The sequence below is a fragment of the Lysinibacillus sp. GbtcB16 genome (genome assembly GCF_019091145.1).
GTDB classification, from domain to species: Bacteria; Bacillota; Bacilli; order Bacillales_A; family Planococcaceae; genus Lysinibacillus; species Lysinibacillus fusiformis.
In genome coordinates this window covers 873,465-888,824 of sequence record NZ_JAGXJV010000001.1, presented here as the reverse complement: position 1 = coordinate 888,824, position 15,360 = coordinate 873,465, and the positions used below count along the sequence as shown (strand labels likewise).

Genomic DNA, 15,360 nt, shown 5'->3' with positions numbered 1-15,360 from the left:
CCCTTTCTATGAAAGATTACGAAATTCTGTGGGCGAGCAATTTTTTAATCGTCGAAACACTTTATAGAAGTTAGACGGACTTTGAAACCCAGCTTTATAGCAAATATCCAAATTTGTATAGTCTGTATGTTTTAAAAGGTGGGCCGCCTTATCAATTCTTATTTTTTCAAGGTAGGCTCGAGGCGTCTCCGCTGTCACTTGTTTAAATAGTCGCTCAAGATGGAATGGACTAATACCAACATGCTCTGCCATATCCTGCAAGGTTACCTTTTGTTTATACGCACTAATGATAAAAGCTGTTACCTGTTGAATCAATTGTGTGTGTGGTGAACATTCGATTTCAGGCTGACATCGTTTACAAGCACGGTAGCCCGCTGTCTCGACTTCTTGAATAGATTCATAAAAATCAACATTCATCTTTTTTGGCTTTCTTGATTTACAGGAAGGACGGCAATAAATTTTAGTCGTTTTAACCGCCGTATAAAATAGTCCATCATAGGTTTGATCACAGGCTATAATCTTTTCCCACTTCTCCTCAAAGGATAAATGGATTGCATTGTCCATGAATGGCTCACCTCATTTTCATAGATTACACATATAAAGAAGAAGTATCTTGGTCTTTCACTAATTGTGCAGTATGCGCTGTCAAATAGGCAATGATTTTATCCGAAAGTGCATTGCCAAAACTCATGCGTCTTACCCCTAATTCTTTTAATGTTTGGCAATTTGTTAAACCTGGTAAAGAAAGTAGATTGATCGGTGCATCCACATTGCTTGTGATAGCTCTTATTTCATCTACATCTGTTAAGCCTGGGATAAAAACACCACTTGCTCCGCTCTCGACATAAGCCATTGCTCTAGTCATCGTTTCTTGATATGGCTGTTCAACTTGAAAATACGTATCTGTTCTAGCATTAATAAAAAAATTTTGATAACCACGATTATCTAACATAGACCTCATATTTGTAAGCAAATGACAGTGTTCTGTAAGACTTCTTAAGCCTACTTGATGTTTGAATGAATCTTCAATATTAATTCCAGCTACTCCAACATCAGCAGTCCTTAACACATTGTCAATAATGCATTGCTCATCATGACCATATCCCGCTTCAATATCCGCTGATACGGGGATATTTACTTGCGCTGTTATAGCTTGAATAATGGCCAAATGACGCTGAAAATCAATCAGTTCCCCGTCTGCATGGCCTAGTGAATTCGCAATCCCCCAGCTAGTTGTACCAATCGCCTGAAAACCTGCTTTTTCTAATATGAGCGCTGATAACACATCCCAAGCATTCCCTAAAAATAAAAGCTCCTGCGAGTCATGTAAATCATTAAATTTCTGAATGTTTGACATATTGAAAGCCTCCTATCATTTACTAGCCTCATATTATCAGGAAGTTCCCATTTATTTCGTCCTCAATCTTGCTGTTATAGTCTATAATAAGGAGGTATCAATTAACTTAAATTTCCGAAAAGAGAAAATTAAACAAATGTTGTAGCTATTTAACTTCACCTAGTAACGGTAGAATGGGAGCAATGAATTTTTGATGAAAAACAAAAGGATCAGAAAAACCCTGTTATTGATTTGTTTTACCCTTTCTTTTATCATCCTTATACCTCCTGTAAGTGCTATGAGCCCAACAGATGAGCTAGTAGAACCTATTATAGTAGGAGAGCATTATGAAATTTTTCGAGATCCATCAAAAAAGGTCCCTATTGAAGATATATTGAACGGCACTTATGACCATCTCTTTGTGGCCAGCAATCAACCCTATCCATTCTTTTGGCATACTCAAGATACCATTTGGTTACGCTTATCTATGGACAAGATTTTATTAGATAAAGGGGAACCTTATTGGCTAGAGGTGACAGATAAATTAGATAGCATTGAGTTGTTCTCAGTAAAAGCGGATGGCTCCTATGATGTGCAACGAAGAGGCATTGCTAATCTAGGGGAACAATCACTTCCATCTCGTTCTAATTTATTTCACATCCACGACCCTTCTACTCAAGAAATTTTTATTAAGCTAGATGGTGCATTACCACTAAGTATTACCTCCTTTTTATATACCGAAATAAGTTTTACAAATAAGATGAGTGAATATAAATTTTTAACTGGCATTTTCTATGGTTTTTTATCAGCTCTATTAATTTATAACTTATTTTTATTTTTTTCATTGAAAGATAAAGCTTACTTTTTCTATGTTTTATATATGCTAAGTTTTATTTTCTATCAAGCAACGTTAAATTCGCTAGACATAGAATTATTGGGCAATTGGTTGTCACAAGAATTTTTTATTAAATCATTAACCATTAGCGGCAATCTACTGCTTTTATTTATGCTCCTATTTTGTCTTCAGTTTTTGGAGTTGAAAAAATTTCTACCGTCATTCCATACAATCGGAAAACTACTTTTATGGATCACCATCTGTTCTTTAATGGCATCTTTTATTCTTTCTGACGTTGCATTTATCAATAATTTCACAACTACCTTTGCGGTAGTAGTCTTTATCTTTCTATGGCTATCTGGCATTTTCGTTTTCAGAAAAGGGCAAAAGATGGCTCGATACTATATCATTGGCTGGACAGTTTTACTAAGCTCCATCATTGTTCAAGCGCTGGCGTTTTTAAGTATTATTCCATTCCATCCACGAGTTTTTGAGGAAGTACCAGCCATTGGTGCTATTTTTGAATCCATTTTTTTATCTTTAGCATTGGGTGATAAAATCAACATTATTAAAAAAGAACATCAACTCATGCAAGAAACATTAAATGAAACATTAGAATATAAAGTTCAAGAACGGACAAAAGAGCTTGAATCAGCCAAGCTTGAGCTTGAAGCATTAGCAAACACAGACCGACTCACTCAAATACCAAATCGTGTACGCTTAGATGACGTATTAGAAAAAGAATTTGAACAAGCTACAGAAAATGGCACACCCCTATCGATTATCTTGTTGGATATTGATCATTTTAAAGCTGTGAATGATGAATTCGGACATCAAGTGGGTGATCTTGTGTTACGTCATGCAGCAGACATTTTGAAAAATCACGTACGAGTAGAAGACATCGTGGGTAGATGGGGCGGCGAGGAATTTTTAGTTGTTTGTCCACACACTCGCTTAAAGGATGCTGTGCAACTGTCTGAAAATCTACGACAGCAGCTTGAACAACATTCATTTCCAGTTGTTCATCAAAAAACGAGTAGCTTTGGTGTAACAAGCTTTGTCATTGGCGATACGATTCATTCCTTATTATCAAGATGTGATAAAGCTTTATATCAAGCAAAGGAATATGGTAGAAACCGTGTGGAATTTTTACAGAATGATAAAAATTCAGAGACTAATCAAGAGGCATCCACCCTGTGATTCTCTTGACGAAAAAGATGACTTCGGCTTATGCCAAAGTCATCTTTTATTTCATTGGAAGACGTTCTATGAATTTTTTTGAAGCTAAATTAAGTAAGTACTTGTTCCTTCGCAAGCCTTCTTTGCAATGCAATCTCCTTGCGTTTTTCTTTCGTTACACGTTGCCAAATGACTACTGTAACGAATCCAATTATAGCTAAACCTAATAATATACCAAAGAATACTTTATAGCCTGCTGTGCCACCCCAATAATCTAAACAAGCGCCTGCAATGATTGGCATAAAGATTTCCCCACTATAGCCAATAATCATTAGCGGCATGGATACTGTTCCTGTTGATTCAACAGGATAATCTCCTTCTACTAAAATAGCAAAATGCATTGCCTGCAAAGCATACATGGATGTATAAATAATCCCAATAAATATTAAGAGCATCAGGATAAAGGAAGCTTTGCCTGGTAATAAGATGAGTCCCACTAAGCCTAGTGCTAATAATATATAGCCGATTAACACCATATTAGACACACCTATCCGGTCACCAATAATGCCTGCACTAAAACTGCCGATTGGTCGACAATACTGAGAAAAGTAACCTAAAGCAGCAGCAATTAACGTAGATGCACCAAATGCGGCTGTTGCATAAGGTGTGATGTAATAATAGCTAATGATCATCGCATAAGACGTAAAAATAAGAATAGTTGCCAGCCAAGTTGTTGGCATCTTTAATACTTTCCAAAGGACGGCCCAATCAAATGATTTACTACCATCTTTATGCTCACTAGCTACAGTCCCTTGATCGGGGTCTTTATAAAGCATCATAATCATGAATCCTAACAAAAGACAAATGACAGAATACACTGTAATAACCGCTGAGAGCGCCATTTTATCACTCATATGCTTCGCAAAAAAAGCAAATATCCCTAAAATCACAGCAGATTGAATAATATTGGTTACGCCACGGCCACCTTCAAAAAATCCAAAAGCTTTTCCTTGTTCATTTTCAGAACCTAAAGAACGTACTGCTTTTACTAGCGCTCCCCAAAATGTCATAATGGACGTGATTCCCCAAGCAGCATGGATGAGGAGAAGCACTGGATATGGTGGATACAGTAATAATGTAAAACCTAATAGCCCTGTGGCCACTAGAGAAATAGTTAATAAATATTTTGTTTTCCAACGATCTGCACAAAATCCTCCAAAAATATAAGAAATTAAACAACAAACACCATATGCACTACCAAGTGTCCCCATTTGAGTATTCGTCAAATGAAATGCATCGAGAAAGACATCATAATAGTAATTTCTAAAATACGGTAATGCATAAATTAATGCACCTGAAACAGCTAAAATAACTAAAGTAGCTGTATTCTTTTTTAACTTAGCTTCCATATATTTACCCCTTATATGTTATTTACAAGCCATGACGTTTAATTTTTTGATCCCATTCCTTATGGAAGACCTGTTTGTCATTTTCTTTGATCGCCATTTCCCCAACAATTTGGAAGTTCTCTAGAGTAGATGTTTTAGTAACCGTAATATCGGCATCAATCCACCAACCCTCACGACCTATTTTCATTTTTTGATAGATTGTATACTGAGCTGACAATGGATCAGCATTCGTTAAGGTTAATTCCCGCTTCAAATTATGTTCTACCGTGACATCAATGTCATCAAAGCGATATATCCCTTCACCAAAAACGCCTCCAACCCCATCTGTAATACATGTCCATGTATCTGTTAAAATATCGTATGAAATAGAACGATCCACTCTTCCTTCTTGGAGTGTTGTGATAGGTGTTAATGGTGCACTTTCAGGATTCATATTGGGTCCAGCTATTTGATGTCCATGGTAGGTTGGCAATGTGAAAGTAGCTGTTTCAAGATTTAATGTTAATGTAGCATCTTCTGGCATCGGCCAAAACATAGGCCAAAATGTTGTGGCTAATGATAAGCGTAAACGGTGCCCTGCTTTAAATTGATGTCCGCAGCAATCTAATTGCACAAAGGCTTTCACTTTTTCACCAGGAGTTAACAGTTCTACATGGTCATGACCATTCAAATGTGTTAAATTCATCACCCCATAGGATACACGAGTAACAGCTCCATTTGGTGCTACGTCTGACAACTGCGCAAATAGCATTGCATGTTGTTTATCACTCATTAATTCCACTTCAAACTTCGGATAACCCACAATCTCTAGTGGATTCTCTAGCATGTCCGTTTCAAAAACCATAGCCATCCCATCATCAACTCGTTGATCTGCTGGACTTTCGCCAAGTACTCCAGCACCCATCCATTCTCCCGATAATAGACCGTGATTTTGTGGTGTTTTTAATTGCACCTGTTCTTGTTGATCACTACGTTGCTCTACTAATTTTCCATGTGTCAGTTGATACGCCTTCGTTTGTACCTCTTCTGCTGTTGGCCATGATTCCAGTCCAACCCAATAGCCATGGCTAACTGGTTTCTTAACAGATGGTTCCATGCTTTCTTCAACCCAAACATTCACCATTGGTCCATCCATTACATCATTGTCAATTCCTTTTAACCAATGATCCCACCATTTCACAGCCTCTTGTAAAAAGCCCATTGCTGGACCAGGAACTCCATCATGTGGGTAAACATGTGCCCATGGGCCAATAATGCCTTTTCTAGGAACAGAAAGCCCTTCCATTAAACTTAAGACTGTGTTCGTATAGGAATCTTCCCAACCATCTAGTGCAAAAACAGGGATTTCAATGTCATCGTAATTCTCACAAACTGAACCATGCTTCCAGTAGTCATCTCTTGTTTGATGCTCCATCCACTGTGCCATCCATAAAGGCATATTTTCTAAGCGCTCCATCCATTTCTCACGCCAGCTATCCCCAACAATGTGAGGGTCAATCGGACGAAGTTGATACGCTAACATAATAGCGCCCCACCAGAAGTTATCATTTAATAAACAACCACCCTTATAGTGAATGTCATTGTTATAGCGATCATCCGTGAAGCCTACTGTAATAATCGCCTTTAATGCCTTTGGTCTGCGAGCAGCTACTTGCAGAGAGTTAAATCCGCCCCATGATTTCCCCATCATCCCGATATTGCCATCACACCAGCTTTGATTAGCAATCCATTCAATGACTTCAAGCGCATCATCCTGCTCCTGCTTTAAATACTCATCTTTTAATAAGCCATCTGACTCACCAGAGCCTCGCATATCTACTCGTACAACAGCATAGCCATGTCCCGCAAAATACCCGTGCATAGGCTCATCTCTCGCTCTCGTTCCATCTGTTTTGCGATAAGGAATATACTCCAGAATAGCCGGTACTTTTTGTCCTGCCGCTACGGTCGGTAACCAAATTCGACTAGAAAGCTTTGTGCCGTCTGCTAATTCAATCCATGTGTTTTCAATCGTTTCATATGTACACTCAAATTGTGTCACAATTTTTTTACTCATTGATTTAATCCTCCCCTTGTGTTTGAACTTTTTGTTCTTGCATCCACTTCGTCTAATTATTCCGAATCTTAATTATTTAGTAATCATGATTATAAAATAATTGTGATTAGTATATCATTTGAAAATCCAATGCACAACACTGAAAATGCTAAAAGCTAATGCTATAATGGGAGATAGACATAAAAATTGTTATGCTATAATAAGGTTAAATTAGCTTATAAAATGATAAATATACGAATTAAACTAATAATTTTACATGACCATTGTACGTCGGGGGGCTATTACTTTGAAAAAAAAGGAAATACAAAGGAGTCGTATGTGGAAATACTTTGTAGACGCCACAGCGGAAATTATCGAAGAAGAAGGAATGGAAAATGTCACGATTAGAAAGGTTGCCGATAAGGCTGGTTATAACAGTGCAACCATTTACAATTATTTTTCAGAAATCTCTCATCTCCTCTTTTTTGCATCGATGAGGTGCATGCAAGACTATACAAACGAAGTTGCTCGTTACATAGAAAGAGGCAAGGACCCTATTGATAAATATTTATTAGCTTGGGAATGTTTTTGCCAGTACTCCTTCAAACAGCCACAAATTTTTCATGCCGTCTTTATTATGGATTTAGGGGAAACACCAGAAAAACTATTGGAAAATTATTATAACTTTTACCCTAATGATTTAATTAATATCCCTGAAGATTTAAAGACTATACTGTTTCAGCACAGCCTGACAAAACGGGGGCGTTCTATGTTAGAGATCGCTTTAAAAGAAGGCTATTTAACCGAGGGTAATGTGGATGCCATTAATGAAATCACCCTCTTAATTTGGCAAGGTATGTTTACTAACCTTTTAAATAATCGAAAAAGCTATGATGCCCAACAAGCAACAGAAATCGTTATGAGCTATATTACTAAGATTGTTCGAAATGCCAATCTTTTTGATGAGGAACATAACAACCAACAGTTATAAATCTATTGGTAACCACTTAAAAACCCCTTTTAGCTCATGCTAAAAGGGGTAATTTCTATTTTTGCCAATGATTCAGTTCTTTTAATAATTCGGGTAGCTGCAATTTCTTTACATCAATTGGCGGTAATGCTTTAATAAATTCTTTCCCATAGGATTTGCTAGTTATTCGACGGTCTAGGACGATAAATGCGCCTTTATCCTGAGAGGAACGAATTAAGCGACCAAAGCCCTGCTTAAAGCGCATAATAGCCTCGGGCAATGACAACTCTGTGAAGGAATTGCGTCCTTGTGCGGTAAGATGCTTAGCTCTCGCCTTAAAGACAGGCTCTTCTGGTGAAGAGAATGGCAGCCGTACAACGATAACAGAGGCAAGAGCATCTCCAGGAACATCGACACCCTCCCAGAAACTGTTTGTTCCAAAAAGAACAGCGTGGCTAAATTTTTGAAATGATTTCAGAATGCGCATACGGCTACCACCTGTAACACCTTGCGCAAAAAGCATATAATCATCTAAAAGTTCACTATCTTGAATGAGCTCGACTGTTTTCCGCAGCATATCCTGAGCTGTAAAGAGCACAAAGCAACGACCTTCCGTCATTCTAACAGTCCTCGTAATCGCATGAGCAACTGCCTCAATATATTCTTCTTGGCTGACATGCTGAATGTCTGGCATATCCGTGACAATAAATGCCTTTGCACCTGCGTAATAGGCTGGCGGTGCCTGTAGTTTTATCACTTCAACGCTATCAGAAATTCCTAATTGTCGTGTAACAAAACGCTCATTGCCTGGTACCGTTAATGTACCTGATGTCCATACAATGCTCGCTTGCTTACGAAGAGGTGCTAGCACTTGTTCAATAATCGGTGTGACATTGGCTGGCTTCTTAAAAACATGTAAACTGCCAGGAACACTTCGAACATCGAATTCTAGCCAAACCGAACTTCCATCATGCGATGACAGGAAAATGTCTTCCCACTCTGCAATTTTAATTTTCACTTCTCGAATCCAATAATGCCATTCGGATAAAATATACCTATCATTTTTATCTAATTGCTCAATATTATTTTCAAATGCTTGAGCTGCTTCAGTCGCAAGATCAAGCCATTGCTGCGTTAATTTACTTACTTGTAAAAATGACTCTTTGGCAAGCGTTACATCCTCTATAAATAAGGTACACTTACTACTAGCTCGCTTGCCTTTCATCTGTTGTTGCATGCTTTGTGCAGCTCGTTGAATGGTCTCATCAAATGCACGCTGTAACCGTATAAATTGAGCATCCAGTCGCTGTAAGCTTTGCATGGACACACGTTGTTTCTTCTTCGCCGCTTCACAAAAAAGTTGATAAAGTGCTGTGTCTTCCATTGTGCCAATTTGACCAAAAATATATTTCCATTGCGTATAGGAGAAGACTATTTCATCCTGTTGCATCGCAGCCTGTATAAATTGATGTGCCTCATCAATGACCCAGCCATCTATTTGTGTAAATATCGGTGTTTGACGAACTAAATCACTTAACACCATAGCATGATTTGTCACGATACAGTCAGCAAATGCGCTGTTCTTTAGCGCTTGTTCATAGAAATCAAAGCCTTTAGATGGTTTGTCATTTGGTATTTTGCGGATTTTCTCTAAGAACAGTTGTCCCCCACCTGAAACATTCAGCTCACTTAACACACCGGTCTCTGTTTTCGTCAGCCAAACGAGAATCTGTAAAATAGAAAACGTATCATCATAGGATTCGTCCGCATATGCCATGGATTGTTCAAAACGATCTAGATCAATATAATGCTGCATCCCCTTGAGTACACAAATATTTACTTTTGTTCCCAAGATTTTTTCTATCTTTGGTAGCTCCTCCTCTACAAGCTGTTCTTGCAGATAGGATGTATAGGTACTGATGGCGATTTTTTTATGGACAGTACGAGCATATACGATGGCTGGCAGTAAATATCCCGCCGTTTTGCCAATTCCCGTAGAGGCTTCAATTACACATTCCTTTTGCTCATGTAGAGCTTGCCAAATCGTATCCATCATCTTGAATTGAGCTGGACGTTCCTCAAAATTCGGGAGGGCCTTTGTCATTAATGCCGTTTTATCAGCCACCGTTTGCGGATAATCAATTGTCTCTGATGCATGGTCATGTTTATTACGACCATTACAAATCGCAAAATTCCGGTAATAATGCACATTCTCATTGCTTGTTTTATGTTGACGTTTTATTTGTAAGGCCTCGAAAAAAAGCTGAGAAATATTCGATTTTAAGCGAAATGAACGCTTATGCATTTGTTCTAATGTTAATTGAGGAAGATTTAAAAGCTCTTTCCAACAACATTTGAACAGCTCAGCAGTAGCACGAGCATCGTCGTCCGCTCGATGTGCATTGGCCAACTCTATATTTAATTCTGCTGCCAAGTCACCTAGCTTAAAGCCGAGTGACATCGGAAACAAAATTTTTGCCAGCTCTACTGTATCCATTTTTTTACCTTGCCATTTTGGAAGGCCAGCCCGTTTAAATTCCGCTTGTAAAAATGATAAGTCAAAATCGGCATTATGGGCTACAAATACACAATCAGCCAGTAGCTCATATATGTAATCCGCATGTTCTTCAAAAGGATATGAATCCTTAACATCCTCATTTGTTATATGCGTTAAATCTTGAATGAACGATGGAATGGCTTTTCCCGGGTTAATAAATTTCGTATAGGTACGCTCAATTTCCCAATCCTTCATAATAACAATGGCAATTTGAATCATCCGGTCCCCATTTGCTGGTGAATGACCCGTTGTCTCCAAATCCACAATGGCATATTTTTGACTTTCCATCATACATCTCAACTCACAGTTCACATTAGATAAGAAGAATTTTATCATATATTTGGTTCAGCGGCATCCTTTCTCCCCTATATGCCGTCTAATATTCAATCCCTTTTGCTGCCGTACAATAAAAAAACCGCAACCTCAGGGTTATCCTTAAGGTTGCGGAAATAGCGATGTGACATAATTTAAAGCGAATGTCGTTTGTAAGCTATTCTTTTGAAGGTATTATTGCTTTTTAGCAACATCAACAATACGACCTTCTGCTGTTGTTTTCACTTCTTTTAATGATAGTAATTGCTCTTGTAGGTTTTCCCAATCAGATAAGCCTAAATCTGTAACACGACCTTCTTCATATGCTTTAGCAAACATATCAAAGCCGTCTCCACCTTTAGCAGTGAAGGCATTTGTTGCCACTGTATATGTTTTACCATCTTCTAGTGCAACATACTTACCAGTTGCTTTATCTAAATATTCGATTGAAACAACACGTGAGCCTGCTTCTTTTGATGAATCATATTGTAATTTCGCTCCACCAATGTGTAGGAAACCACCATTTTCTTTTGGTGCATTTTTCAAGGAAACTTCAAATGCTGCTTTAAGCTCAGCTCCTGTAGCATCCATTAATGCTAATGTGTTACCGAATGGTAATACTGTAATCACTTGTCCAACAGTTATATTGCCAGCTGGGATCGCTGCACGAATACCACCACCGTTTTGTAGTGCCATGACAACTGTTTTATCTGTATATTTTTGCGCTTTTGCCAACATACCATCTGTAATGATATTACCTAGAGCTGTTTCATTGCTACGTACACTTTCTAAGTTTGTTTCAGTTGCACGTGGATTTGCTAACTCCTGAGTAATTTTCACACCGATTTCTTTGTTGTTGACTTCATCAATTTTTGCTTTATATGGCGCTAGTAATTTTACTAATGCTGCATCTTCAGCAACTTTACCAAGGTCGATTAATTCGCCACCATACTTAGTGACAACACCTTTGCCATCAAATGTTACATCCAATGTTCCTAAATATTTTACATATTCATTAGCTTGTACGATTAATGTTGCATCTTTTGCTTCGCCTACAGTATTTGTATCTACAACAAATGGCTCGTCTAATTTTGTATGGTCATGTCCACCTACAATTATATCGATTCCTGGTACGTTTTTAGCTAGTAAAATATCATTATCTACATTTGGATTATCATTGTAACCAATATGTGTTAAAGCGATAATTTTATTAACGCCCATACCCTCAAATGCAGCTACTGCCTTTTTCGCTTCTTCAATATAGTTAGTAAATTTCACTTTACCTGGAGAAGCAATATCCAAAGTTTCTTCTGTTGTTAAACCGAAAATACCGACTTTTTCTCCATCAATTTCTTTTACAATACCTGAATAGATTTTACCGTTTTCAGGCTCACTTGAAACTAAATCTGTAAATAAGCCTGTAAATTTATCATCCGCTGAGAAATCTGTATTGGCACCCACAAATGGGAATTTAGCACCTTTAACAAAGTCTGCAAGTGCTTGATGTCCTTCAGGCGATGAACCTAAATCAAATTCATGGTTACCAAATACCATAGCATCAAAGCCAATTTCATTTAATAGCGCTAAATCTGCTTGACCATGGAATTCGTTGAAGTATAAAGTACCGCTAAATGCATCGCCAGCATGTAATGTTAAAACATTTTTCTTTGTTTCACGTTGCTCTTTTACAGCAGTTGCTAGTTTCGGTAATTCATTTGCGCGAGCATGTGTATCATTCACATGTAGAACTGATAATGTAAATGCATCTTCCGGTTTTTCAGGCGTTTCTGTGTTTAATTTTGTGAGAGCTTCTGCAATCAATGTTGCTAGTTGTCCACGTGTTACGCTTTTACTAGCTTCGTGATTTTTAGCACCTTCTAATTCTGGTAAGTTAGGAATAGATGATAAGATTTTTGCCAAATCACCATGTGTAATCGTTTGGTTTGGACGGAATGTGTTGTCTCCATAGCCTGAAACAACTTTTAATCCTACTAATGCAGCGATTGGACCGTAATACGTATTAGCTGTATCAATATCCTTAAAGTTTGGATTTACAACTTCTTTCGTGTCTAGCTTTAATGCGCCTGCAATCATTTTTGCAGCTTGCCCACGTGTGACATTTGTATCAGGTTTGAATGTACCATCTGGGAATCCACTAATAATACCTGCCGCATAAAGTGTCGAAATGCCCTTATAATCTGCATGACTTTCCTTTACATCCGAAAATGGACTAGCTGCTGATGCTGGTGCTGCTGCTACCGCTGTGATAGCCAATGCTGCTGCAGTAGCTGTTAAAAATTTGTTACGTTTATTTTCCATTACAAATGATACCTCCACTAGTAAAATGATGTACTAACAACTAAATTCTACATAAATATCTCATAAAATACTAGAACATTTGTAAAATTTTAATTTCACAAACTAGTTTAATAGTTAGAAAAACAAAATTTTACCAGTACTTTTGTAGTAGTTTTAACCACATAAAAAAGGAGGATGGCTATTCGGCTACACTAATTGAGCCTTGCCATCCTCCTATTTAATTCAATTTCCAGCAACTTTCCTCATTGTTGATTCTGGACCATTCTCTTGTCTTACATCACTGTTGCTTCGGGTTCATAGGAAATCATTTCTTTAATCGTATTACCTGCTCCCATAATGGCCACAGTCGGTTTATGATTCTTTGCCTCATCATTATCCACATACGCATAGGAAATTATAATGACAATATCACCACGCTGTACGAGTCTTGCGGCCGCTCCATTCACACAAATTACACCTGAACCACGCTCACCTGCAATAACATACGTTTCAAAACGAGCGCCATTATTATTATTAACAACATGTACCTTTTCGTTTGGCAGCATACCGACTGCATCTAAAATATCCTCATCGATTGTTATAGAGCCCACATAATTTAAATCCGCCTGCGTCACTGTTGCACGGTGTATTTTACTATTCATCATCATTCGTAACATATTTATAGTCCCTCTTTCACAGTAAAGATACTATTATCAATTAAGCGAGTCTGCCCAATATACACAGCAGCTGCCAACAATACTTGTTGTGTCGTTTCAGTCACTGGTATCAAATCTGGGTAGGCTAATAATTCAATATAGTCAATTCGGCCATGAGTTCGTGCCTGAATATGGGCTTTGGCCTTTGCTAATGCGTGCCCAACCTCTCCAGTCGCTAAAAAGCTATCCTGAGCCAATTGTAGTGCTTCATGTATGGCAGGAGCCTCTTCTCTTTCCGATTCGCTTAGATAAATGTTGCGAGAAGACTTCGCTAGCCCATCTTCCTCACGAACGATAGGTACAACACGCATTTCTAACGGAAAATTAAAATCACGTACCATTGTTGTAATAATGGCCACTTGCTGGGCATCTTTTTGACCGAAATAGGCTCTTGTTGGAAGCGTAAGGTGGAATAGTTTAGCTACAACCTGTAACACACCATTAAAATGACCTGGACGACTGGCGCCACAAAGAATCATAGCCTGTTCACCAGCATGGATACGAATTCCGCCATCCTGTGGATACATTTCTTCTACACTTGGAGCGAAGATAAGATCAACACCGACAGACTCTGCCAACGCAATATCTCTTGGCAAATCCCGTGGGTAACTTTCAAAATCTTCATTTGGCCCAAATTGAGTGGGGTTAACGAATATACTCATAACAACTAAATCATTTTCTGCACGTGCTGTTTGAGCCAATGTTAAATGGCCTTCATGTAAATAGCCCATAGTTGGAACAAGGCCAATAGTTTTATGGGCTTGTTTTGCTGCCTGAATTTCAGCTGTTAATGCTTGTATCGTTGTGATGACTTTCATGATTTGACGCCCCCATATAGCTGGTCGAGAGCATCCTCTTTCATTGTGAAGAAATGCTTTTGAGCTGGGAAAGTACCCGCTTTGACTGCTTCCACATAGCGAACCATTCCTTCACTTGCCTCTTTCCCCATATCCGCAAATTGTTGAACAAACTTTGGCACATGGTGTGACCCATAGCTTAACATGTCATGATAAACTAACACTTGGCCATCTGCTTCGACTCCCGCTCCAATACCTATTGTTGGAATAACAAGACTAGCAGACATCATTTCTGTTAGCTGATGTGGGATACATTCTAAAACGACCGCACATGCACCAGCCTCTTCACACTGCTTGGCATCCTCAATCAACTGCGTTGCCTGTTCTGCCGTTTTCCCCTGCACCTTATAGCCACCAAGTACTCCTGCTGATTGTGGCAGCAAGCCTAAATGAGCAACCACTGGAATTCCTGCAGCTGTTAGCTTTCGAATGACCGGAATGACATCACCAGCCCCTTCCACTTTTAAAGCGTCAGCACCTGTTTCTTGCATCATATAAATGGCTGTTTTCAATGTTTCATTGACATCACCATGATAGGAACCAAATGGCATATCCACTACAACAAAAGTGTCCTTTGCCCCACGTCGCGTTGCTTTCGCATGATGGATCATATCTGCTACCGTCACTGGCATTGTAGAATCATAGCCAAGGACAACCATTCCAAGTGAATCCCCTACAAGAATCATGTCTACATTAGCAGCCTCTGCAAATGTAGCGGCTGGATAATCATAGGCAGTCACCATCACAATTTTCTCGCCTGCCGCTTTCATCTTTAAAAAATCTGTTGTCGTTCTCATTTTGTAGTCCTCCTTTTTAAGGGAAGAAAACAGAAAAACCCCTCGGTTCCAAAATGGAC

At 38.6% G+C, this 15,360-nt stretch carries 11 protein-coding genes; 2 read left to right on the top strand and 9 right to left on the bottom strand.

What is annotated here, in order from left to right; all coding sequences use genetic code 11:
* Positions 1–6: 6 nt before the first annotated feature.
* Together KVT27_RS04330 and KVT27_RS04325 are read right to left on the bottom strand one after the other, a co-directional pair.
* A complete protein-coding gene (locus tag KVT27_RS04330) occupies positions 7–564 on the bottom strand; it encodes a bifunctional transcriptional activator/DNA repair enzyme AdaA (RefSeq protein WP_036124631.1) in 558 nt (185 codons plus the stop codon).
* Between the two features lie 25 nt (positions 565–589).
* Complete coding sequence (locus KVT27_RS04325) at positions 590–1,357, bottom strand: isocitrate lyase/PEP mutase family protein (protein WP_036147672.1); 768 nt, start codon at positions 1,355–1,357, stop codon at positions 590–592.
* 226 nt (positions 1,358–1,583) lie between these two features.
* On the opposite strand from KVT27_RS04325, the gene KVT27_RS04320 reads away from it, so the two are divergent.
* Positions 1,584–3,371: a sensor domain-containing diguanylate cyclase gene (locus KVT27_RS04320; RefSeq protein ID WP_254636045.1), complete on the top strand. Its 1,788-nt coding sequence runs from the start codon at positions 1,584–1,586 to the stop codon at positions 3,369–3,371.
* A gap of 89 nt (positions 3,372–3,460) precedes the next feature.
* Here KVT27_RS04320 and KVT27_RS04315 read toward each other — a convergent pair whose 3' ends face one another.
* Positions 3,461–4,759, bottom strand: coding sequence for an MFS transporter (locus KVT27_RS04315; RefSeq protein ID WP_036124626.1), 1,299 nt, complete (start codon positions 4,757–4,759; stop codon positions 3,461–3,463).
* Positions 4,760–4,781: 22 nt separating this feature from the next.
* Positions 4,782–6,815 (bottom strand): CocE/NonD family hydrolase, encoded by a 2,034-nt coding sequence (locus KVT27_RS04310; RefSeq protein ID WP_208704486.1) that lies wholly within the window; start codon positions 6,813–6,815, stop codon positions 4,782–4,784.
* A gap of 256 nt (positions 6,816–7,071) precedes the next feature.
* Between KVT27_RS04310 and KVT27_RS04305 the strand changes: the two genes are divergently transcribed.
* The gene (locus tag KVT27_RS04305) at positions 7,072–7,785 is read left to right on the top strand and encodes a TetR/AcrR family transcriptional regulator (RefSeq protein ID WP_036147670.1); all 714 of its coding nucleotides are present in this window, start codon (positions 7,072–7,074) and stop codon (positions 7,783–7,785) included.
* A 55-nt stretch (positions 7,786–7,840) separates the two neighbouring features.
* Here KVT27_RS04305 and dinG read toward each other — a convergent pair whose 3' ends face one another.
* From dinG to panB, 5 genes are all read right to left on the bottom strand, one after another.
* Positions 7,841–10,612, bottom strand: a complete 2,772-nt coding sequence (gene dinG / locus KVT27_RS04300; RefSeq protein WP_150907904.1) for an ATP-dependent DNA helicase DinG — start codon at positions 10,610–10,612, stop codon at positions 7,841–7,843.
* 216 nt (positions 10,613–10,828) lie between these two features.
* Entirely contained in the window at positions 10,829–12,952 is a 2,124-nt protein-coding gene (locus KVT27_RS04295; protein WP_036124619.1) for a 5'-nucleotidase C-terminal domain-containing protein, read from the bottom strand.
* Positions 12,953–13,224: 272 nt separating this feature from the next.
* Complete coding sequence (gene panD / locus KVT27_RS04290) at positions 13,225–13,608, bottom strand: aspartate 1-decarboxylase (protein WP_217580796.1); 384 nt, start codon at positions 13,606–13,608, stop codon at positions 13,225–13,227.
* A 2-nt stretch (positions 13,609–13,610) separates the two neighbouring features.
* Positions 13,611–14,465, bottom strand: coding sequence for a pantoate--beta-alanine ligase (panC, locus tag KVT27_RS04285; RefSeq protein WP_036124616.1), 855 nt, complete (start codon positions 14,463–14,465; stop codon positions 13,611–13,613).
* Positions 14,462–15,301: a 3-methyl-2-oxobutanoate hydroxymethyltransferase gene (gene panB, locus KVT27_RS04280; RefSeq protein ID WP_036124614.1), complete on the bottom strand. Its 840-nt coding sequence runs from the start codon at positions 15,299–15,301 to the stop codon at positions 14,462–14,464. The genes panC and panB overlap by 4 nt, the downstream gene beginning before the upstream one ends.
* Between the last annotated feature and the right edge of the window lie 59 nt (positions 15,302–15,360).